We start from the raw sequence: 26,576 nt of genomic DNA, 5'->3' as shown, positions 1-26,576 counted from the left end.
TGACCCTGCGCAGCTAAGACCCTCCTGGGCTGGATATGCCCCGATCCTCGTATGACTGTTTGCATTGGCGGAACTCATCGCGCCTATCGATGTCTGGCAGGATAACGTGAACTGATTACGGCGCGTGTGGTCGCGCGCCGCCTGTCGAGGGCCCGATCCGAGACGGCCCACCCCCATGGAGTGCACGATGGCCGGACAGCCGCCAGAACCTTCCTTCCAGCCCAGTGGCCAGGATCAGGCGCTGACCCAGGGACGCCCCGCCTGGCAGCAGCCCACTTACACCCCGCCGTCGGGGAACGCCGGCGGCCAGCAGCCAGGCCAGGGATACCCGCCGCCCCCGCCGTCCTTCTCCCCCCAGGAGCAGGGCTACGCTCCCCAAGACCAGACGTACGCAGCGCAGGACCACGGCTACGGTCAGCAGGATCAGACCTTCACGACCCTGAACCCTGGTGCCCAGGCGCCAGGCCAGGAGTACCAGGGCTACCAGGCGCCCGGCTACGCCCCCGCCGCCGGTGCCGGCGTACCGCAGTGGCAGGGCATCGCCGGAGTGACGCCCGCGGCGGCACGCCCGCGCGGCGAGAAGGGCTTCATCGGGTCGCTGTTCGACTTCAGCTTCGACTCGTTCGTCACGCCGAAGATCATCAAGGTCCTCTACGTCCTGCTGACCATCTGGACCCTGCTGCTCGGCCTGTTCTTCCTCATCATCGGCTTCCGGCAGGGCGGCGTCGGCGGCGGCATCGCCGTGCTGATCATCGTCGAGCCCATCTTCATCTTGCTCACGCTCGGCGTGTACCGGGTGGTGCTCGAGGCGTTCATGGTCATCTTCCGTATCCACGAGGACACCAAGAAGATCCGCGAAAGAGCGGAAAGCCAGCCCTGACAGCGCTGAGCCAGGCGTCCCGAGGGGTCCCGACGGCAAGACGGAGCAAGTTTTTCCGCACAGTCATATCCACAGCCGTCACTGACTTGTCCACAGCGCGGACCCCAAGCATGCGCGGGCTGAGTGGCATCGGATGTCCACAGCGGGAGACGTCCAACCACGTGGTATTCCACAGCAGAGGCCCGGTTACACACATGGTGATCCACAGCGAGCGTGGAGTACGTTACCTGTCCCGGGGAGCGGTCGGCCGGCAACGGCGGACCGCACCGCGGGGACCGGGGAAACACGATGGCAAGCCGGGCAGGACATCTCAGTCATGACCAGAACCCTGATGCAGCCACTGGCCGCCGAGGCGGCCAGGCATTCTCGACACTTTCAGCTCATCGTCGACGTTCACCTGCTGCTGGTGAACGATGGTGACCTGCTGCTCGGCAGACGCGCCAACACGGGATACGGCGACGGTGCGTACGAACCGCCGTCCGGCCGCCTCGCGGAACGCGAGACGCTCGTGGAGGCGGCGGTCCGGGTGGCGACCGCTCAGGCGGGAATCGCGCTCGACCCCGCGAGGGTGTCACTGGCCCACGTCATGCACGACGTGTCGGGCGCGGGACGGATGGCATTCTTCCTCACCGTGGATGGCTGGGCGGGCGAGGCCTGTCCGGTACCGCCGGTCCGGGGGCCGCGCAGCTACAGCGACTTCGGCTGGTACCCGCTGACCGACCTCCCGGCGAACATGATCGACCGGGCCAGGGTCGCGGTGCGCAACTACGCGGCTGGCGCCCGCTTCTCCACGTATCCCGCCTTCGGCATGTGAGCCAGGGCGTAACCCCCAAAATCCCAGGCCATACCTGCCTTCGCCTTCCGCCTGCCCGGCGGCTGAGCGGTAGGCTCGTATGCGATGATGCTGGTGAAGACCCACGGGTCGCTCAACGAGATCTTCGCCCTGCAGGCGACGCCTGACGAGTGGGCGTCCGACGCGGTGCTGCGCGAGTTCGTCCGCCGGGTCTGCGACCGCTCGTCATGGACGGGCGGCAGCGACGGGATCTACCTCTACGACGTGAGCGGCCAGCACGCGCGGGCGTGGTTCTTCAACCCCGACGGCTCATCCGCCGAGTTCTGCGGCAACGGGATGCGCGGTCTCGGCCGGCTCATCCTCGACCTGCGCGGCACTGACACCGAGGTGGTCAGCAGCGGCGGCCGGGACTACACGGTGCACCGCGCGGCGTCGACGCCCGAAGGCGTCCGCCAGGTGCTGCTCGAGCTGCCGCCGCTGCGCTTCGACAACGCGGCGCTCCCCGAGCCGTTCGCGGGATTCACCGCGGTCGCGGTGCCCAACCCGCATGTCATCGCCGTGGTCGGCGAGTACCGCGAGCCGGACCTGATCGAGCTCGGCAAGCGCGCCGACGAGGCGTTCGACGAGGGCGCCAACGTCTCCTTCCTGCTGCCGCTCGACAGCGCAGACGGCCGCGACGGCGGCGACGTGCCTGAGGTCTTCGTCCGCACCTTCGAACGCGGCGCGGGCCTGACCCCGTCCTGCGGCTCCGGTGTGGTGGCATCGCGCGCCGCCTGGTCCCGCGTGTCGGGGCTTGACCCCGAGCGGCGCGTTGTGGTCCGCAACGCGGGCGGCGTCGCCGCCGCGACCATTCACGTCCGCGACGGTGCCTGGCATCCGGTGCTCGAGGGCAACGCCACGGTCGTCTACCGGGCCGAGGTGGACCCCGACGGGAGCCAGGCCGGACCGGTGGAATGGGCCGCCGACGAGAACGCCGCATATGCCACCCTCGACGAACGAAACGTCGCCTTTCTCACCTCGCACGGCATCACGACGTCGCATCCTTAGCGAAGGCAATCGGCGGCAAGTGACGCATAGTAGTAAATAAGTCGCGCTTCGCTCCAGCCGACCTAGCCGCAGTTGCCGCGAATGCCGCTCTGGGCAGCGGAAAGTGATCTTCGCCTATGGCGGCATAGCATCACGAGTGCCCATCCTGACCAGCAGCAATTCTGTCCTCAGAGAAGTTGCTCGCGGTCGCTAGAGCGGTAAGCTCATCCGCAGAAACGCAGGGCTGAAGTACCTCGTAGTTTTCACACAGCAGCGATCGTGCCGACGGGCTTGATCGTCGTCGGTACCGCCCGGCCTAGGGAGCCGAAAATATATGCCTACTACGTACGCGGACGCAGTCTTCACCTCGGACATGTCCGACATTCATGATCTGCCGCTTGACGCTGAAGTGAGCATCGATGACGTCGAATACGCGCACATAATGCGGCGTATTGGCCTCGTTGAAGGTGAACCGGGAACGTCGGTCTCCGCCTTCAATTCATCCATCTGAGACCTTGGCCGTTTTCGGGGACGTGCTGCCGTTCCGGCAGTTCGTCCTCAAGATCCACAGCCGGTGCGATCTCGCCTGCGATCATTGCTACGTCTATGAGCACGCCGACCAGAGCTGGCGCGGCCGTCCCACGGTGATATCGCCGGAGACGGCCCGGCAGGCGGCGGAGCGCATCGCGGAGCACGCCAGCGAGCACCGGCTGTCGATGGTACGCGTCATCCTGCACGGCGGGGAGCCGCTGCTGGCTGGCGTGTCTCGGCTTGGAGCGATCGCCCGGGTCCTGCGCCGGGCGATCGAGCCTGTGTGTGAACTTGACCTGCGGATCCACACGAACGGGGTGCGGCTTGACACCGCGTTCTGCGAGATGTTCCTCGCCGAGGGAATTCTGGTAGGCATTTCCCTCGACGGCGACCGGGCGGCCAATGACCTGCACCGCCGCTATCTCAACGGGCGCAGCAGCTACGATCAGGTGCTGCGCGCCGTCGCCCTGCTGCGCCAGGAGCGGTACCGGCCCCTGTTCGCCGGCCTGCTCGCGACGATCGACATCCGCAGCGACCCGGTCGCGGTGTACCGGGCGCTTGCCGAACTCGACCCGCCGAATCTCGATTTCCTGCTGCCGCACGGCACCTGGGAAACCCCGCCGCCGGGCAAGCGGGGACCGCTGCCCGACGGGCGGCTGCCGGCCCGGCTGGCCGGCGAGCCGGGTGCCACACCGTACGCGGACTGGCTGGCACCCGTTTTCGCCGAATGGACGAAGGACGGCCGCCGGGTTCCGGTGCGCATGTTCGAGTCCATCATCGAGACCACACTCGGCGGCGCCTCCGGCACCGAGTCGCTGGGGCTCGCGCCGAGCGACGTCGCCGTCATCGAGACCGACGGGACGATCGAGCAGGCGGACTCGATCAAGGTCGCCTACGATGGCGCGCCCGTGACCGGACTCGACGTCTTCAGTCACTCGCTCAACGCCGCCGCCGCGCACCCGGCGATCAGGGCGCGGCAGCAGGGCATCGCCGGCCTGAGCCCGGTCTGCCGCACGTGCCCGGTGGTGGACACCTGCGGCGGCGGCCTGTATGCCCACCGCTACCTGACGGGCAGCGGCTTCGCCAATCCCTCGGTGTACTGCACTGACCTGGAGAAGATCATCACTCACGTGCGCGCGCGGCTCCTCCCGCAGGCGGGTGCCACGGTTGCCGCGCAGCGGCCGTCACACTCGATGCCGCAGGCCCATTTCGACGCCCTGGCCGCCGGTTTCGGCGATGCCGAGTCGATCTCCTACCTCAGCGCCGCGCAGCGCAGCGTGCGCCGCGCAGTGCTGCGCCTGCTCCACGAGCGGGCGCCCCTGGACGGCGACCCGGTCTTCGACGGCGGCTGGGACCTGCTTACCCGCCTCGACCACGCCGCCCCTGGCGCGGTCGACGAGGTGCTCGCCCACCCGTACGTGCGGGCCTGGGCCGAGGGCTGCCTGCGGAACGCCGGCCGGACCGCCGTCGGCACCGCCACCAGAAGCACCGCCACCCGGGCCGGGCACCTGGCGTCGGTGGCGGCGGCGGCGGCCATCAGGTCAGGCACGCTGGCCGAAGCGGAGGTGCCGGTCAGCGACGGGTACGCGCACCTCCCCACGCTCGGACGGCTCCGCGCGGGCGACGCGCGGACGGTCACGATCGCGGTGACCGGGCCCGGGCAGTTCGAGGCACGGGCGACGTCAGGCAAGTGGCGGGTCGAGGCGGGCGTGCAGGACCCGGCCAGCGAGACGGAACCCGACTGGCAGCCGGTCCGCGTACTGCGGTCAGGGGAGTTCACGGTCCGCCTCGAGGACACCGACCTCAACAGGGATTGCCACCAGTGGCCCGCCGCGCCGCGGCTGACGCCGGCCGCGGTCGCCGCCTGGCAGGAGCAGTTCGCGGAGGCGTGGCCGCTCATCGAGGACAGCTTCCCCACGTACGCGCCTGGCCTCGCGGCCGGGCTGAGTACCGTGATGCCGCTGGCGAACGACGCGCCTGGCAGGGAGATCAGCGCCGCGGCCAGGCAGGCGTTCGGCGCGGTCGCCGCCGCGTTGCCCGCCACCGGCGCCGACCTGGCGCTGCTGCTCATCCACGAGTTCCAGCACGTCAAGCTCGGCGCGCTGACCGACATGTTCGACCTGTGCGACCGCACGGACCAGCGGGTGTTCTTCGCGCCGTGGCGGGATGACCCCAGGCCCGTCGGCGCGCTGCTCCAGGGCACCTACGCGCACATCGGGGTGACCGACTTCTGGCGAGTCAGGCGCGACGCGGCGGGCCAGGAGCCTGCCGCGGCCGCCGAGGCCGCCGAACGCTTCGCCCGCTGGCGGATGATGACCGCCGAGGCGATCGAGACGCTGGCCGGTTCCGGCGCGCTGACACCGCTCGGTGACCGCTTCGTCGCCGGCATGCGCGCGACCGTCGAGCCGTGGCTGAGCGAACCGGTGCCGCAGGCCGCCGCGTCGTCCGCCGCGCGGTGGGCGGCCGAGCGCCGGGCGGCGTGGCAGCGGCGGAAGGACTCCTGAGCGTCATGGCAGCCGCCGCCGACGCGACCCGCGCCCCCGAGAGCCGTGTCTCCGCGCAGGGGGTCACCGGGCAGCAGCTCGTCGATGCCCTGCGCGGCCTTGGCGTGGGCCAGGGTGATACCCTGCTCGTGCACGGCTCACTGCGCTCCATCGGCTGGGTGGACGGCGGGGCGCAGGCCGTGGCCGGCGCACTGCGCGAGGTAGCGCGGAACGTCGTGGTGCCGGCGGCGACGGAACAGAACTCGAACACCTCACGGGTGCACCTCGCCCGCATCGCGGGGATGACGCCGGAAGAGGTCCTCGCCTACCGCGCCGAGATGCCCGCGTTCCACGCGGGCATGCCAAGCGGGATGGGCGCCATCGCAGAGGCGGTACGCACGGGGCCGGGAGCGGTCCGCAGCGGCCACCCGCAGAGTTCCTTCGCCGCCGTCGGGCCCGAGGCCGGCTACCTGATGGACGACCACCGGCTCCACTGCCACTACGGCGAGGACTCACCGCTCGCGAAGCTGTACAAGATGGACGCGCGGGTGCTGCTGCTCGGGACCGGCTACCACGCCTGCACCGCGTTCCATCTCGCCGAGTACCGCTACACGCCCAGCCCGCCGGTGCGCCGCTACGAGTGCGTCGTCACCCTCGCCGACGGCCAGCGATGCTGGACGTCCTACGACGACGTCATGCTCGACGATCATGAATTCGAGGTTATCGGCAAATCCTTTGAAAAGGCGGCCGACGTCAACCGCGGTGACGTGGGTAATGCGGAGTGCCGCCTGATGCCACTTTGCCACGCCGTTGACTTCGCCGCCCAATGGATGACGGAGAACCGTAAGTAAAGCCTTTGCTAATGCGGGGTATGCGTTCTTTGCAAATGCTTATCCGTCTCATATAGTGAGGTTTCCTAACCAATGCAGGCACGCGTGCCCGCATGCAGGAAGGGAGACCCGGTGCACGGAGGCTACCCGGCCAGAGACGCCGATGGCGACAGGTATCTGTCGCCAGCCGCCGCCGACGACGGGCCGTTTTTCTTCCTCAGCTACGCGCACGGCCCGCGCGACTTTCCCGTCGGACGAGACCCTGACCTGTGGATAGCCCAGCTTTACGACGATCTGTGCGAGCACATCAAATCGCTGGCAGATCTCGCGCCAGGCAAGAAGGCCGGTTTCATGGACCGGGAACTCCAGCAGGGGCACGAGTGGCCTAGGCACCTGTCAAAAGCCCTCGCGACCTGCCATGTCTTCGTGCCGTTGTACTCACGGCGGTATTTCAAGAGCGAGCATTGCGGCCGCGAGTGGTTCGCGTTCAACAGGCGTCGGCTCAATTACCGTGCCAGGAGCGCCAGGCCGATCGAGACCATCGTCCCCGCGCTGTGGATACCGGTGCGCGACGGCCTGTTTCCCGAGGCGGCCAGCGCGGTGCAGTACAACTCCGCCGACTTCGGCCCGCTGTACGCGGAGCACGGCTTCTACGGAATCATGAAGGTCAGCCGGTGGCGGGAGGCCTATGAGGAGGCCGTGTACCTGCTCGCGCGGCGGATCGTCGACGCCGCGGAGGCCTCGCCCCCGATCGAGCACGAGGTCTGGACCGAATACGAATCGCTGCCGTCCGCCTTCGGCGGCCTCGGCGGGACCGGTCCGGGGGACAAGCTGCTGCGGCTCACCGTGATCGCGCCGGAAAGGGACGAACTGCCCGGCGGCCGCGACCCCGCCTACTACGGCGAGAACGTAAGGGAGTGGAATCCGTTCCGCCAAGACTCGCTGCGCGCGCTCGCCGACCACGCGGGGGATCTCGCGCGGAGCCTGTCCTACACCCCGGACGTTGGCGACCTGTACCGGCATGAGTCGGCGCTGTTCGGTGCCGGGCAGCCGACGGGGCCCGAGGTGCTGCTGATCGACCCGTGGGCGGTGCTGCAGCCGGAATGCGGCCAGATGCTCCGGCGGCTCGACGCGATGGACAAGCCATGGGTCCAGGTCGTCGTGGTGTGGAACACCAAGGACGCGCAGATGCAGGCGGACGCGCAGCAACTGCGGTCGGCCCTGGAGGCGGCGCTGCCCCGCATGCTGCGAGAGGGCCGCGCGACATCGGCACTCGCCGTGCGCGGCGTCCCCTCACTCGAGGACTTCGGCGTGGTGTTCCCCGCGGTACTCGCCGCCGCGGGACGGCACTACGTCAGGCTGGCATCCGCCCGGATCGCGTCGGCGAACGACGGACAGGACGACACACCCGTGGAGCGCGCTGATGGCTGATGACATGACCGCCGAGGGAAAGATCGTCACCTTCTACTCTTTCAAGGGCGGCACCGGCCGCACCATGGCGCTTGCCAACGTCGCCTGGATCCTCGCGAGCAACGGGCTGAAGGTGCTCGTGGTGGACTGGGATCTCGACTCGCCTGGCCTGCACCGCTACTACCATCCCTTCCTCGACCCGGCGAAGGTCGCGGCGACGCCCGGCATCATCGAACTGATCACCGATTACGTATGGGACGCCGCCCAGGCCGACGAGCGCTCACCCGACTGGGTCCGTGACTACGCGCAGATACTGCCGCACGCCGTCTCGCTGAGCTGGGACTTTCCCGACGGGGGGACGCTGGACTTCGTCTCCGCGGGCCGCCAGAACCGCGACTACTCGTCCGCGGTGACCGCGATCGACTGGGACAACTTCTACGACCGGCTCGAGGGCGGGCAGTTCTTCGACGGGCTGCGCGCCGACATGAAGGCGCACTACGACTACACGCTGATCGACAGCAGGACCGGGCTGTCTGACATCGCGGACATCTGCACGGTGCACCTGCCGGACATCCTGGTTGACTGCTTCACACTGAACGACCAGTCCATCGACGGGGCGGCGGCGATCGCCAGGAACGTGGAGCAGCGGTACCACTACCGCAACATCCAGGTGCTTCCTGTCCCGATGCGCATCGACGAGGCGGAGAAGGACAAGGCCGACGTCGGGCTGGCGACAGCCCGCGCCAGGTTCGGCAGCAGCCTGCACGAGAAGCTCGGCGAGTTCGAGGCCAACGACTACTGGGCCGCGGTGCCGATCCCGTACAAGCCGTTCTACGCGTTCGAGGAGACGCTCGCCGTGTTCGGCGACGCGCCGCGCTCGCCGACCACACTGCTCGGCGCCTATGAGCGGCTGACCGCCGCGCTGACCGACGGGCGGGTGCGCACGCTCGGCGTGATGAGCGACGAGATCAGGCTCACCTACAAGGCCGCGTTCATCAGGCCGCGGCAGCCACCGCCAGGCGACATCTACCTCAGCTACGTTCCTGAGGACCGGATGTGGGCGGACTGGATCGCGGCGGTGCTCGCGCCGCGCGGCATTCGCATCCTGCGCCCGTCGAGTTCATCAATAGCCGGCGGCAACACCAGGGAGGAAGCCGAACGCGGCGCCGCGTCGGCCAGCCGCACGATCGCCGTCCTGTCGGCCGCGTACATGCAGTCGACGCAGGCCCAGGGCGTGTGGGACGCGATGGGCGCCGCCGACCCCGCCGGGACCGGCAGGCGGCTCATCCCGGTCAGGGTCGGCGAGACGCGGATCGAGCAGCCGTTCTCCGAGCGGAGTGTGGTGGACCTGACCCGCAGGGACGCCACCCAGGCGACCGAGGAGGTGCTGAAGGCGCTCGGCTACCCGCCGAAGCTCGCCGAGCATCTGGCGGGCCCCGAGCCGCGCTACCCGCGGACGATCCCGCCGGTCTGGCGCGTGCCGACAAGGAACGCCTCGTTCACCGGCCGCAACGACGTACTCGAGAAGCTGCACGACCAGCTGATAGGCAGCAGCACCGCGGTCGTCCTGCCCGTGGCGCTGCACGGACTCGGCGGCGTCGGCAAGACTCAGGTCGCGCAGGAGTACGCGCACCGCTTCATGGCCGACTACGACCTGGTGTGGTGGGTGCCGTCGGAGCAGCGCGACCTGATCAACCCGAGCCTGGCCGAACTGGCGCAGCACCTGGGAGTCAGGCCGGCCGACTCCACGGCGGAGACCGCGGAACTGGTCAGGGAGGCGCTGCGCCGCGGCCGTCCGTACGACCGCTGGCTGCTGATCTTCGACAACGCGGACGAGCCCGGCCAGATCGAGAACTTCTTCCCCGGCGGTCCCGGTCACGTCATCGTCACTTCGCGAAATCCCGCCTGGTCGCAGGTGGCCGAGCCGGTCGCGATCGACGTGTTCTCCAGGCCGGAGTCGCTCGCCTACCTCCAGCGCCGCGTGCAGGCACTCACCGACGAGGACGCCACCCTGGTCGCCGAGGCACTCGGTGACCTGCCGCTGGCGATCGAGCAGGCGGGCGCCTGGCTGGCCGCGACGGGGATGACCGCCGCGGAGTACGTCGAGCAGCTGCAAGACCAGTTCGCGGCGACCATGGAGCTCAGCCAGCCGATCAACTACCCGACCTCGGTCGCGGTCACCTACCGGCTCTCGTTCGACAGGCTCAGGAGTCAGTCGCCCGCGGCGGCCAGGCTGCTCGAGCTGTGCGCCTGCTTCGCCCCCGACCCCATCTCGCTGTCGCTGCTCAACAGCGACGAGATGATCAAGTCCCTGATCCCGTACGACCGGCGCCTGCGCGCGGCCCGCAGCGTCCTCGGCCTGCTGATCACGGACATCACGCGGTTCTCGCTCGCCAAGGTCGACCGTGACGTGACGAGCAACTCGATCCAGGTGCACCGGCTGATCCAGGCGGCCATCCGCGACCAGATGCAGCCCGATTCCTACCGCGACGCGACCCTGCACGAGGTGCACACCATCCTCGCGGGCGCGCGCCCCCGGCAGGGCGAGACCGACGACCCGGCCAACTGGGCGCGGTACGACCTGATCTGGCCGCACCTTGGTCCCTCCGAGGTGTGGAACTGCGACGAGGAGGAGGCCAGGCAGCTTCTCATCGACCGGGTGCGCTACCTGTGGAAGCGCGGCGACTTCGAGCAGGCACTCGACGTCGCCCACCTGCTCGAACAGCAGTGGCGGGAGAAGATCGGGCCGGACGACGAGCAGACCCTGTCGCTCCGCTTCCACATCGCGAACGTGCTCCGCTCGCAGGGCAGCTTCCATGAGGCCTACGAGCTGGACACCGAGATCTTCCGCAAGCAGCAGGAGGTGCTCGGCAACGACCACCCGTCGACCCTGCTGACCGCGGGAAGCCTGGGCGGTGACCTGCGCGGTCTCGGCCGGTTCAGCGAAGCGCTTGACCTGGACGAGGAGACCTACAGCAGGAACAGCCAGCTGCTCGGCCCCGACGACCCCAACACGCTGTCGAGCGCGAACAACCTCGCCATCGACCTGCGCCTGGTCGGCGACTGCTTCCGCGCACGCGACCTGGACAGGGAGACGAGGAACTACCGGCAGATCGTGCTCGGGCCCGACCACCCCTACACGCTGCACTCCGCGTCGATGCTGGCGCGCGACCTGCGCGAGGCGGGCGACTACCCGGGGTCGGTCGAACTGCTCCAGGAGACCTACGAGCGCTACCTCTCGGTGCTCGGCGAGGACTTCGTGGACACCCTGCGCACCGCCAAGAGCCTCGCGGTTTCGCTCCGCAAGATGGGGCGGCTCGACGAGGCCTACGTCCTGACCAGGGACATCGATGACCGTTACGAGCGGATCTACGGGACCAACCACCCGGACTCGCTCGCCTGCAAGCTGAACCTCGCCGCCGACCTGTCCGCCCGCGAGGACAAGGTAGCCGCGTTCCAGGTGGCGAGCCAGGTGCTGCGCGCCTACCAGGCAAGCATCGGCGGCGCCCACCCGTTCACCCTCGTCGCGGAGAACAACATCTCGACCTACCTGCGGGGCGTCGGCTCGGCGCGCGAGGCGCTCGGGCTCGCGGACCGCACGCTCGGCGTGATGCGCGACTCGCTCGGCGAGGATCACCCGTTCACCCTGTCGTGTGAGATCAACAAGGCGAACTGCCTGCACGACCTGCGGCGGCTTACCGACGCGGAGGGACTGCAGCGGGAGACCTACGAGCGGCTGCGCAAGACGCTCGGCGAGAACCATCCGGACACCCAGGTCTGCGAGGCGAACCTGGCGATCGTGCTGCGCGCGCAGGGCCGCCTCGACGAGGCGGAGGCGCTGCAGGTCAAGGTGATCGGGGCGCTCGGCCAGGTGCTCGGTAACGACCACCCCAGCGTCACGGCGCTGCGCAACTGGCGGCTGCAGAACCGCGACCTGGAGGCCCAGCCGACGTAATGACCCGCCCATATCGGGGGGTACGGCCAGGGGGGACGGGGGGCGGGTGCCCCCCGTGCTGGGGAGCAGTCGTCCCCCCGGGAGATATTCGCGCGTTTCAGGCGGCCCTGATCAGCCAGGAGAGCACGTCGGGGACCACCTCGAGCGCGCCGAAGTGGGCGGTGGCGGGGCGGATGGACATGACCGCGCTCGGGATCTGCGCGGCGAGCCACCGGGTATGTGCCACCGGCGAGAACACGTCCTCCTGCCCGTGCCAGAGCAGAACGGGCACGGTGATGTCCGCCAGGTCGAAGCCCCAGGGGGAGCAGAACGCGAGCACGTCGTCGATCCAGCCGTCAGCCGAGCCGCCGAGCGCCTCGGCGAAGTTCTGCGCGAGCTGCCCGCGGATGCCGGCGTCGGAGACGATCCGCTGGTCCGCGGCGGGCATCTCGGGCCTGAGGGCGGTGACGTGGCTCGCGGGGTTGGCCCTGATCTGCGCGGCGGCCTGCACCAGGCGCGCGGTGAGCACCTCGGGATCCGACGCCGCGGCGGTGTAGGAGACCACGTTGGAGTCGGCCATGCCGGCGAACCAGTCGAGCCCCTCGGCGGCCCACGGGGCCAGGCTCACCAGGACGCCGGCCCGGGTCACCCGCGCGGGAAGCAGGGCGGCACAAGCGAGTGCGTGCGGACCGCCGCCCGACCGGCCGAGCACCGCGAAGCGGTCGACCTCGAGCGCGTCCGCGATGGCGAGCACATCGGGTACCACATCGGCCACCATGCGGGACTCGAGGCGGTCAGAGCCGCCGTAGCCGGGCCGGTCGAACGTGATGACGCGGACACCGAGCTCGTAAAGCCGCAGTCCGCGCGGCAGCGGGCCCACCCGGCTGCCCGGCGTGCCGTGCAGAAAGAAAACAGCAGGTCCTGAAGGATTCCCCGATACCTGCACGGCGATACGACGACCGTCCGCCGAAATTACAGAATTTGTCACGTGCCGCAATGATCCACCGCAGAAAACCCCATAACGCGATCTCACCTGCTTACCTACTGCCGAGTCAAGGCTAGGACGCCGTTGTCATGTCTATGTCATGTCGCGTGCGCCGGCCGTTATTTGCGGGGCTGTTATTCGCGGGGCAGGCGGTCAAGGGCCTGCCGGGCCCGGCGCTCCGCGGCCTCGGCGTGGCGGGCCTTCATTCGCATCCCCGCGAGGTCGGCCCGCGTCCTGGTGAGCCGGTCCTCGAGATCACGGACCTCCGCCTCGAGCCGATCCTCGTTCGCGAGCGCGTCAGCGGCGGCGGCGGCGGTCGAAGCCACCAACCGTTCGGCATCGGCGTACTGCTCCCGGCGGCGGGCCGCACGTTCCGCCGCCTCCTGCGCCAGCCGCTCGGCCGCTTCCGCCTGCCGCCGCGCGGCGGCCTCCGCCGACCCCTTGGCGGCCGCGGTCTGCCTGCCGCCGGCCGTGTCCCCCTGAGCCGTGCCCGCTGCGCGCCTGCCTCCCGTGCGCCGGTCCCTGGCGCCCCCGGCCGTGGTGCCTGCGGCGGCCGGCCGGACCGCGCGCGAACCCGCCGCGGCCTCATCGGTTCCCGCTTCGGTCGTGGCGCCGCCCGCGGCGCGCCCGCCGGTCACCACGCCGAGCCGCGGGCGCGGGATCGCCGGCCCGCCATCGACGCCGCCAGGCTCCCCGTCGGCGCTCTCCTCGCCGCTGCCCGCGGCGAGCCCGAGGCCAGGCCATGCGCCCTCGTCCGGCCCGCCCCCGGCCGCCGCCTCTGGCAGCACCCCGAAGCCAGACCACTGCATCGCCCGGGTCAGCGTCCCGCTGGCGAAGCCGGCCGCGACCTCGGGATCGGCCACGGCCGCGGTGAGCGTGTCGGTCACCTCGGCGCGCAGCGATGGCGGCGCGTCGGGCACGCCAGCGACCGAGAAGGCCTGGTTAGTGAGCGCGTCGACCAGCGCGCCGCGCGCGGCGGACAACTCGCGCAGCCTCGGCCCGTGCCCGGCCTGCTGCGCCGCGCGCAGCGCCGTAGCCAGCTCCGCCAGCTTGGCGGGTGCGCCCGGGTCCGAACGGGCCAGGTTATTGACGACCCAGGCCGCCCGGGTGGGCCGCCGCAGCGCGCCGATCGCCTTCGCGCCCTCCCGGTCGCCGGCACTGCGCGCGGCGGCCGCTAGCTCGCCGCGCCGCTCGGTGAAGGCCTGCGGGTCGGCGCCGTACAGCTCCTCGACCGCCGCCGCCACCCGGTCGCCGACGCCCGTCTCGCCTGGCCCGTCACCATCGCTCACGCTGCCCGTTATGCCCCCGTTCGCAACCCAGCGAACAGGTCGTCCTCAGGCAGCGGCGTACCGGTCGTGTCCGCGATCCTGATGAAGTACTCGTAGCCGAAGGCCTGCTCGGCGACTTCCTGCGGCAGCTTGCTGAACCACGAGTCGTTGATCTGGCTGCCGTGCGCGAAGAGTGCCGCCCGCTTGCGCTCGAGCACCGGGCGGATGTCGACCGTGGTGGTGATCCGCGCCTCGGACTCAAGTGCCCGCGCTGCCCGCTCCTTCGCCTCCTCGGAGTCGTTGTCCCAGTTCGGGACCTCCTCGCCGGCCTCGCGCAGCGCGTCCCAGATCTTCCGCCAGTTCGAGCCCTTCATCGTGGACAGGTACACCTTCTCCGGTATGCCCGTCTGCGTGGCCGCGAGCTGCGCGGCGAGGCTGGCGTGCACATGGTCCGGATGCTGGTAGGCGCCCGCGTCGTCGTAGGTGACAAGCACCTGGGGCTGGTACTTGGTGATCAGCTCGCCGATCCGCCCCGCCACCGTCTCGATCGGCACGTTGCAGAAGGCGTCGGGCCGCGCCTTGTACTCCCATTCCTCCATGCCCGAGTCGTGGTAGCCGAGCGGTTCGAGCGCGCTGACTTGAAGAATGCGCGCCGACTCGTCGAGCTCCGCGAGCCGCAGCCGCGCCACCGCTTGCGGGTCGTGCCCGTCCTGGCCCGGCTTGATCCCGCCGGGCGCGTCGCCGAATTCGCCGTTCGTGCAGGTAACTACGACCACGCGGACACCCTGGTCGGCGTAGGTCGCGAGGATGCCGCCGCCGGACGCCTCATCGTCGGGATGGGCGTGCACCGCCATGAGAGTAAGAGCCTCAGCCATATCTTCAAGAGTGCCATCTGCCCATGACATTATTCCGCTGAACCTTTCCTATCTTTTTAGTAGGAAACTTGCCCCTCATGCGCTGCCGCCCGCTTGGCTCTGCGGCGCGGGCCCGTCTCGCTACGACTCGTCGGCGCTCCGGCGGTGGGACGTTTCCTCGTGTCACATTGACGATTCGTTACATGGTGGCTTCGATCACGCATACCGCGCTTATTTCGCTTAGATGGAAATGGAACAATAGAAATTGTCACTCGTGCGATTCCGCATCCGCTGCAGATGGCTATTTTCATGATCGCGGTCGTCTTCGTAGCGGGTCAGGTGATGCTCTTGACTCTGGCCATTTCGACCGTGGGCAAGCCCAGCCATGATCGTTACCTGGACCTCATGCTCCACTGGCCCTACGTCCTGGTCGCACCGATCGTGATACTTAAGCGGCACGCACTTCCCGACCGGTACTTCAGCGACGGCGGACAGCACCGCCTGGCTAACCGTGAGAAGAATGGTGGCAGGGGAGAGCACCAGTCGTCGACGCCTGATTCCGATCCTTCGCCGCTTACGCCGCAGCAGTACCGGCGCGCCCTTGGCCTGGCCATGGAGCGGTTGTCGTCGGTAACGATGGACCGCGCACTGCAAGAACTGCTTATGCGCCAACTCGAGTCGCTTGAACAGCGCAGTCAGCCCGAGGACCAGCAGTAGCGTCATCGTCCCACCTTGCTTACCCGGTGACTGCTCCCATGTCCGGTCCGTGGCATTTGTCGCGCCACCGGGTAAGCAACGCCGGCTCTAGCCGACCGTCTCCCGCAGCGCCGGGGCGGTGCCGTTGGTGCTCGGGACGGGCACGGTGGCGGACTTCTTCAGCAGCTCGAGGATGGCGAAGCCCTGGCCGACCAGGCCGGCCATGACCTCATTGACCCCTTGTGTGCCGTTGAGCACGGTGAGGTTGGTACCGGCCAGGCCGCGCGCCGCCGCCTCGACCAGGGACGGCAGGTTCTCCACCAGCGTGCTAGCCGCGATCAGCTCCTGGTTCCCCTGAGCCAGCGACGCGGCGAGCACGTGGTTGGCGTCCGCCTGACCCTGCGCCTGCGCGCGTTCCGCGTGCGCCTGGGCATCCGCCTTGACCCTCGTGGCCTGCGCCGCGGACTCGGCGAGCGTGGTCTGCCTGAACGCATCCGCCTCGGTGGCGAGCCTGGCCTGGTCGCGGTCCGCCTCGGCGATCTGGCGCTTGCGGAACGCCTCGGCCTCGGTGGCGAACCGTGCCTGGTCGCGCCCGGCCTCGGCGAGCGTCCGCGTTCGGTACGCCTCGGCGTCCGCCGGGCGGCGGACCTCGGCCTCAAGGCGCTGCGCGGCCAGCTCGGCCTCGTGCTGCGCGAGGGCGGTCTGCTGCTGGATGACCTGCTGCTTGGTCTCCGCCTCCGCGAGCGGTCCCGCCTGCTCCGCGCGGGCCTTGGCCTGCTGGGTCTCCGCCAGGTACCCGGCCTGCTTGATCGACAGGTCGCGCTCGTACTGCGCCTTCATCGCGAAGGCAGCCATTTCTCGCTCCGCGGCCTCCATGTCGGCCTTGGCCTTCGCGATCCTGGCCTGGCTCGCCGCGGCGGCGGCGTGCGGGGCGGCCAGGTTGCTGATGTAGCCGGAGGAGTCCTCGATCTCCTGGATCTCCAGGGCGTCCACCACGATGCCGAGCTTCTCCATCTCGGCGTGGCTGCCGTCCTTGATCTCCTGGGCGACCCGGTCCCGTTCCCTGATGATCTGCTCGACGGTGAGCCCGCCAACGATGGACCGCAGGTGCCCGGCGAACACCCGGCCGACCAGGGTCTCCATCCGGTCTTGCTCGGACAGGAAGCGGCGAGCGGCGTTGGCGATGGACGCCGAGTCGTCGCCCACCTTGAACGCGGCGACCGCCCGCACGTTGAGCCGGATGCCCTGGTTGGTGATGCATTCCTCGGTGATCTCGGCCTCGCGCAGGGCGAGAGAAAGCAGCCGTGCCCGCTGCTTGACCGGCATGACGAAGCTGCCATGCCCGGTGACGATGCGGAACTGCGTTTCTTCCCTGCGCCGCTTGGATCCGGAGATAAGCAGTGCCTCATTGGGCGCGGGGACACGCCAGAACAGCATGATGGACTCCCTTTTCCCTGTCTTCCGCAGGGTTCTTGTGGGGATTGCTCAGACCGGTGCCGGGGTGACCAGCACGGATCGAGCGGACAGCGCATCGACGACGACAACCCGGGCATGGCGGGCAATGGGCTCGTCAGACCACGCGGCGAACGCCTCGCTGCCGCCGCGGACGGGCAGCAGCACCTCGCCGGGCCCGTTGACTGGAATGGATACGGTTACCCGCCCGACCGTCCCGATCAGGCTTCCCGCCGCGCCACCATAGGCGTCCACGGCCACATCACCGGCTTTCGCGTTATGCGCCGATACGGGTATATCACCGTTTTCCTGAGCCTCAACGGGGGCCCCGGCAGTTAGCAAAGGCGCAGGCCGTCATGCGACCTTCCACGGGCACCCGCTTGAGACCCGCGCATGGCGAAACCGCGATAATCGCGCCGAAAAAGTAAAGCGGACGCCATGATCACGGAAACCTTGATCCTGATGAATGCAAAGCACGTTCTACGAGTACAAAATTTCCGTTGAAATCAGAATTTCCGTGATTCATGCCCAACCCGGCGAAACGCCTGTGGCAGACGAGGCACGTGTGGCCAGCGATCGCGGGACGCCGGGACGCTTGCACGCCGCAGCGCCAACGGCCACGCGGCCGGCAACGTGGACGCGGCCGACCACGTCCACGCATTCGGCAACCACGCGGCCGGCAGCGCAAGCGCTAGCGCGGCTGGCCGGGGGAGAGGGCCGGCGCGCGGCCTGCCCGCAGGGCGGGCGCGGACGCGGGTACCCGCACCCGGAGAGCCGCGGGCCGCACGGAGATCGTGAGCCGGCGGCCGGCCTCGACAAGCTCGCCGTCCACCTCGCGCGGCAGTGTCGCGCTCGCGGTAATCTCGATCTTCCTCGCCTGGAATCGCTCGAGCATCCGGTCCTGGTGGCGGCTGTTCGTCAGCACGCGCGTGGCCACCCGGGGCCAGCCGAACGGGCCATAGGGCGCGAGCACTCCCACGTCCAGCATCCCGTCGTCGAGCCGCGCGTCGGGCAGCAGGCTGAATCCGCCGGGAAGCAGCCCGGAGTTCCCCGCCACCACCGATCGTGCCATCCGTTCGATGGGCGGCCCGTCGTCGAGCGAGATGGTGAACCGGACGGGCGGAACCGCGAGGTGCACCGCGCCGGACATCGCATAGGCGAGCCAGCCGAACTGGTGCTTCAGTTTGGTACCCGCGACGACGGCCGCGTCGAGCCCCATCCCCGCCATCGCCGTGAACGGCACGTCGTCGGCCACCGCAAGGTCGATCGTCCGGTCGCTGGCGCGCGGGTCGAGCGCCGCGCTGAGCGCGGCCCTCGGATGCACCGGGACGCCGAGCGACCGCGCGAGCAGGTTGGCAGTTCCGTGCGGGACGATGCCGAGCGGCACGCCGGTTCCGGCGAGACCCTCGGCGCACCCGCGCACGGTCCCGTCGCCGCCGACGGCGACCACGATGTCCACGCCGTCGAGTGCGGCGCCGTTGGCAGCCGCGATCCCCGCCTCGGCCTTCTCCGTGACAAGCACGTCGCAGTCCCACCCGTGCCGTGCCGCGCCCTCGCGGCACAACGCGACGAAGTGCCCGCTGCCTCGTACCAGCGAGCCATTGACCACAAACGCGACACCAGGCATACCGTCATCGAGGGTACCCGCACGGCCCGCCGGAAACCTCGCGGTCCGCCGGCGGGCCCCGCGATAGCCCAACGCGACACCGCTATCGTGGGCCATCGGCGGGAAACGTTAACAAAAGCAACAAAAAGCGACCTATTTGTCCCGGTTTAGCGGACACCCGACTTGCGATGGTCCACTCATCCGAACCGGGCAATTAGGTCGGGTTGTGCACACGGGCGTGGTCGCCGCCCGTCCTTCGCCGTGTCCCAGGGCCGGTCCTGGCCGGGTGCCTCCACGATCGCGTAGATTCCGCGCATCGCACAAGAAAGGGGGGCACTATCACGCCCCCTTTCTTGCGCGATGACCTGGTGGACCGTAACCAGCCGGGTCGGTCCCCCCGTTCCCGGGGTGTGCGCTAGTAGTCGCGGTGCGCGCATTCGTCGCAAATGACCATCCGCGGCGGATATAGCCGCGGATGGTTCCACGCTGACCCACGAGCCGGAAACGGCTACACACGCCGCGCCGCGTCGCGGGACAGCAAAACGGTTACCGCAGGTACCACTTGTACGGCGCGATGAGCCTCTCGACCGACGCCGGCCCCCACGACCCGACCGCGTACGGCTCCACGGGCGGCGGGGAGTCGAGCAGCGGCTGCGAGATCTCCCACACCCGGTCGATGCCGTCGGCCCTGGTGAACAGCGACTGGTCGCCGAGCATGGCGAGCAGGATCAGCCGCTCGTACCCCTCCAGGGCATTGGACGCCGCGAACGAGTCCTCGTACCTGAAGGTCATCTTCCCCGTCCCGAGCGTCATCTCGGGCCCGGGCATCTTGGCCATGAACTCGATGGCGATCGACCCAGGGTCAGCGAAGTCGATGACGATCTCGTTGACCTTGCCAGTCGGCGCGTCCACCCGGTGGGTGCGGAACATGCGCACCGGCGGCGTGTGGAACCCGAGCGTGATGACCTGCCGCGACGAGGCGAGCGCCTTGCCCGAGCGCAGGAAGAACGGCACGCCGTGCCAGCGCCAGTTCTCGATCTCCGCCCGCACCGCGATCATTGTCTCGGTGTCGGAGTCCTTGGGCACACCGTCGATCGACCGGTATCCCTCGTACTGGCCGCGCACCACATGCCGCACATCGATGGGCCGCAGCGCGTCGTACACCTTGCTCTTCTCATCGCGCAGCGGCTTGGCGGCGAGTGACGTCGGCGGCTCCATCGCGACGAAGCCGAGCACCTGGAACAGGTGGGTCACCACCATGTCCCGGTAGGCGCCCGTCGCGTTGTAGAAGCCGGCCCGCTGCTCGACGGTGAGCGTCTCAGGCACGTCGATCTGCACGTACCTGATGTGCTGCCGGTTCCATATCGGCTCGAACAGGCCGTTGGCGAACCGGAAGGCGAGCACGTTGTCGACCGATTCCTTGCCGAGGAAGTGGTCGATGCGGAACACCTGCGACTCGTCGAATACCGCATGCACGGTGTCGTTGAGCTTTCTGGACGACTCCAGGTCGGTGCCGAACGGCTTCTCGATGATCACCCGCGAGTGCTCGTTGGCCAGACCCGACGAGCCGAGCATCGTCACCACCGAGCCGAACGCGGCGGGCGGCACCGCCAGGTGGAAGAGCCGCCCGACCGCGTGCGACCCGTTCCGCCTGCGCCCGTTGGAAGAAGCGCCCGCAATCGCCTTCTCCGCCTCCGTGACCGCTGTGACCAGCGGGGCGGGGTCGTCGGGCGACGCCGCGCCGAACGACAGCCGCGAGGCGAACGAGTCCCACGACTCGTCGGGCTTGCAGTTGCCGAACTCCTGGCAGGCCTGCTCCGCGCGGGTGCGGAAGTCGGCGTCTGACAGGGCGAACTCCTGCGGTGAGGACCCGATGACGCGGAACTCCTCGGGCAGCAGCCCGGCGACGAACAGATGGTAGAGCCCGGGAAGCAGCTTGCGCTTGGCCAGGTCTCCAGTAGCGCCGAACAGGACGATCACGTGCGGGTCTGGCTTGGCGTGGCCTTGCCGCACGGACCGGGGGGGTTGTGCCGGTCCGGACTGGGTGCTCACTTCATTTCCTCACTTCTGCTCGGCGTGTCCGCCGAACTCTGACCGGAGCGCCGAGAGGATCTTGCCGGTGAACACGCCGAGGTCGCGCGACTCGAACCGCTGGAACAGCGACGCAGTGATGACGGGGGCGGGCACGCCCTCGTCGATCGCCGCCTCCACCGTCCACCGGCCTTCGCCCGAGTCGGACACGCGGCCGCCGAACTCCTGGAGGTCTGGCGATTTGGCGAGCGCGGCGGCGGCCAGGTCCACCAGCCACGACGACACAACGGACCCGCGCCGCCACACCTCGGCGACGTCGCCGACGTTGATGTCGTACTGGTACGCCTCAGGGTGGCGCAGCGGGGTGTTCTCCGCGTCGTGGGTGGCGTTCTCCTGGAGGCCGATGCCGGCCCCCTTGATGATCGACAGACCCTCGGCGATCGCGGCCATCATGCCGTACTCGATGCCGTTGTGGACCATCTTGACGAAGTGCCCGGCGCCGGACGGCCCGCAGTGCAGGTAGCCCTGGGACGCGGTTGTCCCGGGCGCGCGGCCAGCGGTGAGCTCGACGGACCCCTCGCCGGGCGCGATCGTCTTGAAGATCGGGTCGAGCCGCAGCACTGCGGGGGTGTCGCCGCCGATCATCAGGCAGTAGCCGCGCTCCAGGCCCCACACGCCGCCCGAGGTGCCGACGTCGAGGTAGTGCAGCCCCTTCGGCTTGAGCGCCTTGGACCTGGTGATGTCGTCGCGGTAGTAGGAGTTGCCGCCGTCGATGATCGTGTCGTCGGCGTCGAGCAGTGGCACCAGCTGCTCGAGCGTGGAGTCCACGATCCCGGCGGGAACCATGATCCAGATGTTGCGCGGCTTCTCCAGACCTGCCACGAACTCCGCGAGCGAAGATGACCCGACGGCCCCCTCCGCCTCCATCGCCTTGACCGCGTCCGGGTTCACGTCGTAGGTCACGCAGTGGTGGCCGTCGCGCATCAGCCGGCGGACCAGGTTGGCCCCCATCCGGCCGAGCCCGATCATGCCGAGCTGCATGGGATTGTCAGTTGCCATGTCGAGTCCTCACGCCCCCTTGAGCGAACGGTAGCGCCTGATCAGCGCATTAGTAGAAGAGTCGTGCGTCAGCGACGGCTCGGCGGCTGAGGTGAGCTCGGGGATGATCTGCTGGGCGAGCACCTTGCCGAGCTCGACGCCCCACTGGTCGAATGAGTCGATCTCCCAGATGGTCCCCTGCACGAACACCGAGTGCTCGTAAAGCGCGATCAGCGAGCCGAGCAGCCGCGGCGTCAGCACGTCGCATAGCAGCGTGTTCGTCGGTCGGTTGCCCTCGAACACACGGTGCGGCACCACCGCCTCGGCCGTTCCCTCCGCCCGCACCTCGGCCTCGGTCTTACCGAACGCGAGCGCGGCGGCCTGCGCGAACACGTTAGACGACAGCAGGTCGTGGTGGTCGCCAAGCGGGTTCAGTGTCCGCGCGAACCCGATCAGGTCGACCGGGACCAGCACCGTCCCCTGGTGGATGAGCTGGTAGAAGGAGTGCTGCCCGTTGGTGCCCGGCTCGCCCCAGTAGACCGCGCCCGTGTCGTAGTCCACCTGCTGGCCGGACAGCGTCACATGCTTGCCGTTGGACTCCATGGTGAGCTGCTGCAGGTAGGCGGGGAACCGCTTGAGGTACTGCTCGTACGGCATGACCCCGACGGTCTGGCAGCCGAAGAAGTCCCGGTACCAGACGGCGAGCACACCGAGCAGCACCGGCAGGTTCGCGGCGAGCGGCGCGGTGCGGAAGTGCTCGTCCATGTCGTGGAACCCGGCGAGCAGCTCATCGAACTGGTCGGGCCCCAGCGCGATCATGTTGGACAACCCGATGGCGGAGTCCATCGAATAGCGACCGCCGACCCAGTCCCAGAACCCGAACATGTTCGCCGTGTCGATGCCGAACGCCGATACGCGCGCGGCGTTGGTGGAAACGGCCACGAAGTGGTTCGCCACGGCGTCGGCGGACCCGAGCGCGGACACGATCCAGTCCCGCGCGGACGTCGCGTTCGCCAGCGTCTCCAGGGTGCCGAACGTCTTGGAGGAGATGATGAAGAGGGTTTCCTCGGGCGACAGGTCGCGGACCGCCTCCACGAAGTCAGTGGAATCGACGTTGGATACGAAACGGAAGGTGATTTCACGCGTGCAGTAATGCCGCAGCGCCTCGTACGCCATGACCGGACCGAGGTCGGATCCGCCGATGCCGATGTTGATCACGTTCTTTATCGGCTTACCGGTGAAGCCCTTGAACTCGCCGGAACGGACGCGGTTCGCGAAGTCGCGCATGCGGTGCAGCACGGCGTGCACGTCCGCCACGACGTCCTGCCCGTCGACCACGAGCGACGCCGTCTCCGGCAGCCGCAGCGCGGTGTGCAGCACCGCCCGGTCCTCGGACACGTTGATGTGCTCGCCCCGGAACATCGCGTCCCGCCTGGCAGGCACCCCCGACTCCTCGGCGAGCTCGACGAGCAGGGCCATGGTTTCATCGGTGACCCGGTTCTTGGAGTAGTCCAGGTAAATGCCCACGGCCTCGGCGCTGAGCCGCTCGCCCCGCCCGGGGTCGGCCGCGAACAGTTCGCGCAGGTGTGACCCGGAGATTTCCGCGTAATGGCGCTCGAGCGCCTGCCACGCCTTCCGCTCCCGCAGCGGAGTCGGCATGCTGGTCTCCCCTCGTTCAGGCTCTGACTGTGTCTCGTTGATTACCGTCCCGATCCTTCCACGGTTGCCGGTCTGCAGCATGTCTGGGGGGCGAAGTTCAACGTCAAAGAACTAGTCAGGGCGTGGGCCGCGGGGGGAAGATTTCTCGCGGCGCTCCTTCGGAAGGCCGCGAGGAAATCTCCCCCCACGTCCCTCGTCTGTTCTTGGCCGTGGGAGGTCGCGGGGCGGCCTTCGGCCTGCCGCCCCCTGGGCTGACGCGTCACGGTCCATGGCCCGTGACACTGTCCGGGGCTGCCGCATCTATGCGGCCTTGATATTGCCCTCTAGGGAGCTGCCGCGAGCCTTAGAGGGTGGAAGGTGTGGCAGCCGCAAGAGCTACGGCGCGGACGCGTTCGTTCCCGGGGAGGTCCTCAAGGAGGACCGGGACGCCGTCGGGGCCGCAGAGGGGGAGCTTCCAGTTGGGGTACTCGGTGTCTGTGCCCGGCATGTTCTGGGAGCGGGTTTCGCCGGCGGCCTCGGCGAGATTGACGCCGATGAGCAGGGCGGGTGTCAGTGCCAGGTAGGCGTACAGGGCGACGGTGAACTCGTCGGCAGTGGGCCGGCGGTCGGGGTCAAGCAGCCCCTGCGCGACCAGGGCGCCGATCCAGTCGTCGACCATGCGCGCCGCGTCCGCCCGCTCCTCGGACTCCGGCCGGGTGAGCAGGCCGAGGGCGCACCGGTCGGTCACCTGGGAGCCGGAAAGGAACGCGGCGGCGGGCGGCAGGTCGTGCGTGGAGACGGTGACCATGCTGTTGCGCCGCCACCACTGCGGCGCGAGCGGCTCGTTGGACCAGCCGCGCTCGAACCACAGCATCTGCGTGCCGAGCACGCCGCGCTCGGCGAGCGCGTCCCGCAGCCAGGGCTCGACGGTGCCGAGGTCCTCGCCGACAACGACGGAGCCGGACCCGGCGGCCGCGGCTGCAAGCGTGCCGAGCGTTCCCGCGGCGTCGTAGTAGACGTAGGCGCCCTCGGTCGGCGGCGCGCCCGCGGGAATCCACCACAGCCGGGACAGCCCCATGACGTGGTCGATGCGCAGGCCGCCGCCGAGGGCGAGGCTCGCGCCGACGAGGTCCGCGAGCGGCCGGTAGTCGGCGGCGACGAGCGCGCGCGGGTGCATCGGCGGCAGCCCCCAGTCCTGGCCGCGCTGGTTGAACGCGTCTGGCGGCGCGCCGACGGTGAAGCCGCGAGCGAAGCAGTCCTGTAGGGCCCACGCGTCCGCGCCGCCCGGGTGGACGCCGATCGCCAGGTCAGCGATGATGCCGATGGCCATGCCCGCGTCGCGCGCCGCGGCCTGCGCCGCGGCGGCCTGCTCGGCGACGAGCCACTGCACCCAGGTGTGGAACTCGGCCTGCGCGGCGAGATCGCCGCCGCGCAGCTCCGTGGTGACGGCCGCCGATCGCGGGTCGTGCAGCCGCGATGGCCAGGTCCGGTAGTCGGGGCCGTGCACCTCGGCGAGCGCGCACCATGCGGCCCAGTCCCGCAGGGCGCGTCCGTGCCTGGCGCGGAACGCCTCGAGCGACGCCTGCCGCTCGTCGGACAGGTGCACCTTGCGCAGCATTTCAAGCGCTTCGCGCTTGGCAGTCCATACCGTGTCTCTGTCGATCAGCGCGGCCGTGCCCGACGCGGCACGGAGCGGCGCGGAAAGTTCAGTCAGCCGCCTCCGTTCGGGATAACTCAGCTCCCAGTACTCGGGGATGTCCTCGATGCGGAGGTAGAGGGGTGACACCCAGCGACGGCTCATCGGCAGGTAGGGGGAGGCGCTGACCGGGGCAAGCGGCTCGACCGCGTGTAGCGGGTTGATCAGCACGAACCCGGCGCCGAGCTCGCGCGCCGACCAGGCGGCAAGCTCGGCGAGATCCCGCAGGTCGCCGTGGCCCCAGGAGGCGCGCGAGCGGAGCGAGTAGAGCTGGACGGCGAACCCCCACGACCGCTCGCCGGGTCCGGGGGCGACAGCCTCGGACGCGGCGGATTCGCCGTCGTCCGCCGCGAGCACCGCAGACTCGCCGACCGATTCGAGGCAGGACACGATCGCCTCGAGCGTCTCGTCGGACACGGGCACCTCGTGCCCGTGCCAGTCCCAGTAGCTGACAGAAACGCCCAGCTCCGCGGCACGCTGCCGCAACTCCCCGATGCTCACCCGAACAAGTCTGCCGCATGACTCGCACTGCCCGTGCAACGGCAATTCCTCAGGTCAGGTCTCCCGCGTGGTCATGCACGAAGGTCTGCAGTTCTATGGGCGTGCGCACGTAGCCCGTCGGGGCGGGGCGGCGCGGCAGTCGCAGCCGCGGCTCAGGCACGTCGGTGTACGGGATGGTGGACAGCAGGTGCGCGATCATGTTGATCCGCGCCCGCCGCTTGTCGTCGGAATCGACCACGTACCAGGGCGCCTCGGGGATGTCGGTGAGCATCATCATGTCGTCCTTGGCCCGGGAGTAGTCCTCCCAGCGGCTTATCGACTCCAGGTCCATGGGGGAGAGCTTCCAGCGCCGCATCGGGTCGTTGAGCCGCGACTCGAACCGGATCTGCTGCTCGGTGTCGCTGATCGAGAACCAGTACTTGCGCAGCAGGATGCCGTCCTCCACCAACATCCGCTCCCACATCGGGCACTGGTGCATGAACCGGTGGTACTCCTCCTTGGTGCAGAAGCCCATCACGTGCTCCACGCCGGCCCGGTTGTACCAGGACCGGTCGAAGAACACGATCTCGCCCGCCGCGGGCAGCTGCGCGGTGTACCGCTGGAAGTACCACTGGGTGGCTTCCCGCTCTGTCGGCTTGTCCAGCGCGGCGATCCGCGCGAACCGGGGGTTCAGGTACTCGGTGACCCGCCGGATCGTGCCGCCCTTGCCCGCCGCGTCGCGACCCTCGAACACCACCACGACCCGGGAGCCGGACGCCCGGACCCACTCCTGCATCTTCACCAGCTCCGCCTGGAGCCGGTACAGCTCGGCCGCGTAGACCTTCTTCGACAGCTCGCGTCTAGCAGGACTCCCGTCTTTGCCCGATTTGCCAGGCATGCAGCCCCCTTGTCCAACCCCTGCGCGGGGAATCTCTAGATCTTTCC

The 26,576-nt window shown here is 69.2% G+C and carries 19 protein-coding genes; 8 read left to right on the top strand and 11 right to left on the bottom strand.

What is annotated here, in order from left to right:
* The first annotated feature begins 187 nt into the window (after window positions 1-187).
* From EAS64_RS44380 to fxsT, 7 genes are all read left to right on the top strand, one after another.
* Window positions 188-880 (top strand): DUF4282 domain-containing protein, encoded by a 693-nt coding sequence (locus tag EAS64_RS44380; protein WP_222848902.1) that lies wholly within the window; start codon window positions 188-190, stop codon window positions 878-880.
* Window positions 881-1,196: 316 nt separating this feature from the next.
* Complete coding sequence (locus EAS64_RS00690; protein WP_145850777.1) at window positions 1,197-1,694, top strand: NUDIX domain-containing protein; 498 nt, start codon at window positions 1,197-1,199, stop codon at window positions 1,692-1,694.
* Window positions 1,695-1,778: 84 nt separating this feature from the next.
* On the top strand, window positions 1,779-2,720 hold the full coding sequence (locus EAS64_RS00685; RefSeq protein WP_145850776.1) for a diaminopimelate epimerase: 942 nt from the start codon (window positions 1,779-1,781) through the stop codon (window positions 2,718-2,720).
* A gap of 494 nt (window positions 2,721-3,214) precedes the next feature.
* Complete coding sequence (locus tag EAS64_RS00680; RefSeq protein WP_187365593.1) at window positions 3,215-5,734, top strand: FxsB family cyclophane-forming radical SAM/SPASM peptide maturase; 2,520 nt, start codon at window positions 3,215-3,217, stop codon at window positions 5,732-5,734.
* Window positions 5,638-6,564, top strand: a complete 927-nt coding sequence (locus tag EAS64_RS00675; protein WP_246115478.1) for an AAC(3) family N-acetyltransferase — start codon at window positions 5,638-5,640, stop codon at window positions 6,562-6,564. The genes EAS64_RS00680 and EAS64_RS00675 overlap by 97 nt, the downstream gene beginning before the upstream one ends.
* 111 nt (window positions 6,565-6,675) lie before the next feature.
* Window positions 6,676-7,974: a TIR-like protein FxsC gene (locus EAS64_RS00670; protein WP_187365592.1), complete on the top strand. Its 1,299-nt coding sequence runs from the start codon at window positions 6,676-6,678 to the stop codon at window positions 7,972-7,974.
* Window positions 7,967-11,908 carry an FxSxx-COOH system tetratricopeptide repeat protein gene (gene fxsT / locus EAS64_RS00665; protein WP_145850774.1) on the top strand — a complete coding sequence of 1,314 codons (3,942 nt, stop codon included), beginning with the start codon at window positions 7,967-7,969 and terminating at the stop codon, window positions 11,906-11,908. The genes EAS64_RS00670 and fxsT overlap by 8 nt, the downstream gene beginning before the upstream one ends.
* Window positions 11,909-12,005: 97 nt before the next feature.
* Here fxsT and EAS64_RS00660 read toward each other — a convergent pair whose 3' ends face one another.
* From EAS64_RS00660 to EAS64_RS00650, 3 genes are all read right to left on the bottom strand, one after another.
* Entirely contained in the window at window positions 12,006-12,875 is an 870-nt protein-coding gene (locus tag EAS64_RS00660; protein ID WP_145850773.1) for an alpha/beta fold hydrolase, read from the bottom strand.
* A 131-nt stretch (window positions 12,876-13,006) separates the two neighbouring features.
* Window positions 13,007-14,161: a hypothetical protein gene (locus EAS64_RS00655; protein WP_145850772.1), complete on the bottom strand. Its 1,155-nt coding sequence runs from the start codon at window positions 14,159-14,161 to the stop codon at window positions 13,007-13,009.
* A gap of 8 nt (window positions 14,162-14,169) precedes the next feature.
* Window positions 14,170-15,015, bottom strand: coding sequence for a PIG-L family deacetylase (locus EAS64_RS00650; RefSeq protein ID WP_145850771.1), 846 nt, complete (start codon window positions 15,013-15,015; stop codon window positions 14,170-14,172).
* Window positions 15,016-15,303: 288 nt separating this feature from the next.
* Here EAS64_RS00650 and EAS64_RS00645 point away from each other — a divergent pair, with 288 nt between their 5' ends.
* Window positions 15,304-15,711, top strand: a complete 408-nt coding sequence (locus tag EAS64_RS00645; RefSeq protein ID WP_145850770.1) for a hypothetical protein — start codon at window positions 15,304-15,306, stop codon at window positions 15,709-15,711.
* Between the two features lie 87 nt (window positions 15,712-15,798).
* Here EAS64_RS00645 and EAS64_RS00640 read toward each other — a convergent pair whose 3' ends face one another.
* From EAS64_RS00640 to ppk2, 8 genes are all read right to left on the bottom strand, one after another.
* Entirely contained in the window at window positions 15,799-17,127 is a 1,329-nt protein-coding gene (locus EAS64_RS00640; RefSeq protein ID WP_145850769.1) for a flotillin family protein, read from the bottom strand.
* Between the two features lie 48 nt (window positions 17,128-17,175).
* The gene (locus EAS64_RS00635) at window positions 17,176-17,397 is read right to left on the bottom strand and encodes an NfeD C-terminal domain-containing protein (protein ID WP_145850768.1); all 222 of its coding nucleotides are present in this window, start codon (window positions 17,395-17,397) and stop codon (window positions 17,176-17,178) included.
* A 436-nt stretch (window positions 17,398-17,833) separates the two neighbouring features.
* The gene (locus tag EAS64_RS00630) at window positions 17,834-18,769 is read right to left on the bottom strand and encodes a diacylglycerol/lipid kinase family protein (RefSeq protein WP_187365591.1); all 936 of its coding nucleotides are present in this window, start codon (window positions 18,767-18,769) and stop codon (window positions 17,834-17,836) included.
* 525 nt (window positions 18,770-19,294) lie between these two features.
* Window positions 19,295-20,800, bottom strand: a complete 1,506-nt coding sequence (zwf, locus tag EAS64_RS00625; protein WP_222848901.1) for a glucose-6-phosphate dehydrogenase — start codon at window positions 20,798-20,800, stop codon at window positions 19,295-19,297.
* 9 nt (window positions 20,801-20,809) lie between these two features.
* Window positions 20,810-21,838 carry a phosphogluconate dehydrogenase (NAD(+)-dependent, decarboxylating) gene (gene gnd, locus EAS64_RS00620; RefSeq protein WP_145850766.1) on the bottom strand — a complete coding sequence of 343 codons (1,029 nt, stop codon included), beginning with the start codon at window positions 21,836-21,838 and terminating at the stop codon, window positions 20,810-20,812.
* Between the two features lie 9 nt (window positions 21,839-21,847).
* Window positions 21,848-23,476 carry a glucose-6-phosphate isomerase gene (pgi, locus tag EAS64_RS00615; protein WP_145850765.1) on the bottom strand — a complete coding sequence of 543 codons (1,629 nt, stop codon included), beginning with the start codon at window positions 23,474-23,476 and terminating at the stop codon, window positions 21,848-21,850.
* Between the two features lie 343 nt (window positions 23,477-23,819).
* Window positions 23,820-25,652 carry a 4-alpha-glucanotransferase gene (malQ, locus tag EAS64_RS00610; RefSeq protein ID WP_145850764.1) on the bottom strand — a complete coding sequence of 611 codons (1,833 nt, stop codon included), beginning with the start codon at window positions 25,650-25,652 and terminating at the stop codon, window positions 23,820-23,822.
* Between the two features lie 49 nt (window positions 25,653-25,701).
* Window positions 25,702-26,529: a polyphosphate kinase 2 gene (gene ppk2 / locus EAS64_RS00605; protein ID WP_145850763.1), complete on the bottom strand. Its 828-nt coding sequence runs from the start codon at window positions 26,527-26,529 to the stop codon at window positions 25,702-25,704.
* Window positions 26,530-26,576 lie beyond the last annotated feature (47 nt).

It is taken from the genome of Trebonia kvetii, from assembly GCF_007827045.1.
Classification (GTDB): Bacteria; Actinomycetota; Actinomycetes; order Streptosporangiales; family Streptosporangiaceae; genus Trebonia; species Trebonia kvetii.
This window is presented reverse-complemented; position numbering and strand designations above follow the sequence as displayed.